Source organism: Aquabacterium sp. (assembly GCF_041915145.1).
Lineage (GTDB): Bacteria > Pseudomonadota > Gammaproteobacteria > Burkholderiales > Burkholderiaceae_C > Aquabacterium.
Genome location: NZ_JAYSBZ010000151.1, coordinates 1 through 2875 on the forward strand (window position 1 = coordinate 1; position 2875 = coordinate 2875).

The 2875-nt window shown below is 65.3% G+C and carries 5 protein-coding genes and 2 pseudogenes; 1 reads left to right on the forward strand and 6 read right to left on the reverse strand.

Features of this window, described 5'->3' with window-relative positions:
* Nucleotides 1-136 (forward strand): annotated as a pseudogene (locus tag ACE3SS_RS15310) (2-alkenal reductase); the annotation flags it as partial.
* A gap of 18 nt (nt 137-154) precedes the next feature.
* Here ACE3SS_RS15310 and ACE3SS_RS15315 read toward each other — a convergent pair.
* From ACE3SS_RS15315 to ACE3SS_RS15340, 6 genes and pseudogenes are all read right to left on the reverse strand, one after another.
* On the reverse strand, nt 155-619 hold the full coding sequence (locus tag ACE3SS_RS15315; protein WP_014236595.1) for a lysozyme: 465 nt from the start codon (nt 617-619) through the stop codon (nt 155-157).
* Entirely contained in the window at nt 616-1092 is a 477-nt protein-coding gene (locus ACE3SS_RS15320) for a hypothetical protein (RefSeq protein WP_374595437.1), read from the reverse strand. The genes ACE3SS_RS15315 and ACE3SS_RS15320 overlap by 4 nt, the downstream gene beginning before the upstream one ends.
* Nucleotides 1089-1394, reverse strand: a complete 306-nt coding sequence (locus ACE3SS_RS15325) for a DUF6127 family protein (RefSeq protein WP_020200523.1) — start codon at nt 1392-1394, stop codon at nt 1089-1091. Before ACE3SS_RS15325 ends, ACE3SS_RS15320 begins: the two co-directional genes overlap by 4 nt.
* Before the next feature lie 65 nt (nt 1395-1459).
* Complete coding sequence (locus ACE3SS_RS15330; RefSeq protein ID WP_374595440.1) at nt 1460-1810, reverse strand: DUF2793 domain-containing protein; 351 nt, start codon at nt 1808-1810, stop codon at nt 1460-1462.
* A 3-nt stretch (nt 1811-1813) separates the two neighbouring features.
* Entirely contained in the window at nt 1814-2410 is a 597-nt protein-coding gene (locus ACE3SS_RS15335; RefSeq protein WP_374595442.1) for a hypothetical protein, read from the reverse strand.
* Nucleotides 2410-2875, reverse strand: a pseudogene (locus tag ACE3SS_RS15340) (phage tail protein); the annotation flags it as partial. The gene ACE3SS_RS15335 and the pseudogene ACE3SS_RS15340, both read right to left, overlap by 1 nt.

Here is a 2875-nt window from a genome sequence, read left to right on the forward strand (position 1 = left end):
TGGCAAGGCGACGGACGATGTGGCCAAGCTGCTCGCGCGGCTAGACGACAGGAAGGTCGGCGATGTGGTGGTCTTGTCAGTGGAACGGGCCGGCAAATCGCGCGAGGTGCGTGTGGAGCTGCAACCGGGGATTTGATCGAGGCGACCCGGTCTATCAGGCGGCGCGGAGCAGGCAAGTCGCCTCGGCCTCTCGCCGCGTGACAAGCCCCGGCAGTACCTTGCCACCGCCATACACCCAGCGCCGCAGCTCTTGGCCCGCACTATGCCAGTCCCGCTGGTTTATCCGCCGCCGCAGCGTCGACGTTTGAAGTCGCCCCGCGCCGAGGTTGAAGGTGAAGTCGACGATGGCCGCGAGTCGCTTTTCTGGCTCGGTGGCCAGCACCGGGCAGTAGCGCAGCGTCGCGTTCAATGCCGTCATGAGGTCGGCAGCCAGGTAGCGCTCTGCGTCGGTCTCCGTGATCGGTGGGTGCTTCGGATCGCAGAGGTGGCCGTAGCCGATGGTCCAGTAGCCGGCTGGGCAGACGTAGGGATGCGCGCGGCCGGGCTCGTTCTTCGGCACGCGGTGAAAGCCCTCGAAACGCTTGGCCAGATCGATGGCCGCCTGCGGAACCGCGATCACGACCGCACCCGGTCGAACACACGTCCGAGGAACCAGAAGTTCAGCACGCCGGCCCACAGGGCTTGGTCGGCATCGGTCCAAGCATGGACGATGGCGACGCCCCAGTCGGCACCGCCTTCGATGGCAGCCACGAAGGCGGCCGTCTTGGCGGCGCAGTACAGTGCCATGAACCAGTAAGTGATGACTGGACGGACGCTGCTCGACAGAGCATCGGCCCAGCGGACGACACTTTTTTCGCCCTGGGTGCGAACGGCTTCGCGCAGCGTTTCTATCGCCCCCACGTTCCACGCCGCATCGGCACCTGCGACGATTTCGTCCATGCGCTGAGCACCGCGTAGCTTCTCGAATTCGAGCGCCTTGTCCTGCATCGCCAGTTCGTGGCCACGCTCACCTTTGCGGTCGAGCCATTTCAGGAGTTCTGGCGCGAGACGGAAGGCCCCGCCGAGGAGACCACCGAGCAAGGTCTCGATCATTGCGGGCCCCCCATCAGTTTGAGCTTGATGGCGGCACCGACCAGCAGAGCGGCCAGGATGCCGGTGGTGATGACCTTGACGGTGGTCTGCCAGGCCGTGCGCCGGGCATCGCGCCAGGCTTCCAACAGGTCGCGCAGTTCACGGATGTCGCGGGCGGCGTGGCCGTTTTCCAGGCCAAGGTGGGTCAGGACACGCTCGGCTCCGCGTTCAGCGGCGCGGTCGAGCAGTTCGTCGAAGTCCTCGCGTCGCAAGAGCAGCATGTTCTCGACGAGCGCAGGCTGTTGTTGTTCGGGTTCGGTCATTGCGGTCTCCAGAAATGCGAAACCCGCCTCGCGGGCGGGTTTCTGGTGGGTACGAAGATGGGAAATCAGATGGCGAGGCCTGCGCTCCAGCCGGTGGACTTGTAGGCCGAGAGCTTGGCTTCGTCCTCGATGTAGCAAAGCCAGCCGATCTTGGGCGCGTGGTACTCCCAGGCATCGGCGATGCGCACCGCGATCTGGTTGGCTTTGCCTGCCCACACGCCCGTGGCAGCGGCAGGAATGAGGTAGCGGTCGCCGTTGGCGGGGCTGGCCGGTGGCGTGGTCAGGTCGCGGTCTTTCACGGATAGGCCGACCACAGCGCCGAGGCGCTTGAGGTTGGCGTCCATGCCGGTGTCCCAGCCGCTCTCGCCGAGCGTCCAGCCGTAGTTGAGTCCAAGGTTCGGGTCGGTCGATGACATGGTTTATCTCCAGAGATTCGATGTCTGGCGAATGCGTCGGACTGCGTCCGGGTCGCCGGTGCGATGGCTTTGCTGCGGGTGCTGTCGCCAATGCCGCCCAACGACAGGCAGGTACAGCACCCCGCCGCGCTTGGCCACGAGCAGGGTCAGCAGCCAGTCGGCGAAGTTGTTGATGTCGCTGGTTTCCTTGAGCACGGCCTCAACGGCCGCTCGACGCATCACGATCAGGCCGTGCACATGGCTGGCGCTGTTCGCGTGCTGCCAGCGGCTGTAGGCCAGACGCCGCACCGCAATGTCGTGGCCGTTCTCGTCGGTCAGCGCCTCATCGGTGTAGGCCATCACCGCTTGTGGGCAAGCATCCAATGCATCGGCCAGTTGTGTGAAGGCGCTCGCTCCGTACAGATCGTCGGGATCGACGAAGGACACCAGCGGCAAGGTGCCTTGCGCATAGCCTGCCGCGCGTGCCTCACCGATGCGTCCCGGAATGCCCGGTAGAACATGCAACTGGATCGGCGCACCTTCAAGACTGGCGATACAGGCCTCCCGCCATTCGGCAGGTTCGTTCAGGGTGAGCAGATGAACATCAATGCGTGCTTCCATCACACACCTCCCCAATACTGTCCCCAGCGCAGGCCGTAGCCTGCGCGATCCATGACCCGCACCTGCGGCTGCCAGCTGCTCAAACCCTCGCGCTCGGCACTGATTTCGACGGTGATGCGCTCGCCCAGCACACCGGCATCCAGCGCGGCCACTGCTGCCGTCCAGATAAAGGCAGTGCCGAGCAGTCCCGTTTCGGTGTGCGCCAGCACGCCGTTGCGATTGCGGATACGCAGCGTGTAGGTCACGCCCAGTTCTGGCCCGATATCGCCTTCGTCTTGCTGCACGAGGTAGGCGGTCTGCTGCGTGCGGTCGCGATGGGCCCACGCGACGGTGATGTCACCGGCCACCACGGCAGGCTCGGTTTGGCCATTGAGGCGGATACGGCCGGGTGGATACGGCAAAGCCTGCCGACCGGCCAGCACCATCGGCTGCCCGTTGGCGGCCAGCACAGGATCGCCCTGATCC

Bases quoted from the DNA above. Each gene is read 5' to 3' on its own strand.
- ACE3SS_RS15325 (WP_020200523.1), bottom strand. From the start codon at position 1,394: ATGACCGAACCCGAACAACAACAGCCTGCGCTCGTCGAGAACATGCTG.
- ACE3SS_RS15330 (WP_374595440.1), bottom strand. From the start codon at position 1,810: ATGTCATCGACCGACCCGAACCTTGGACTCAACTACGGCTGGACGCTC.
- ACE3SS_RS15320 (WP_374595437.1), bottom strand. From the start codon at position 1,092: ATGATCGAGACCTTGCTCGGTGGTCTCCTCGGCGGGGCCTTCCGTCTC.
- ACE3SS_RS15335 (WP_374595442.1), bottom strand. From the start codon at position 2,410: ATGGAAGCACGCATTGATGTTCATCTGCTCACCCTGAACGAACCTGCC.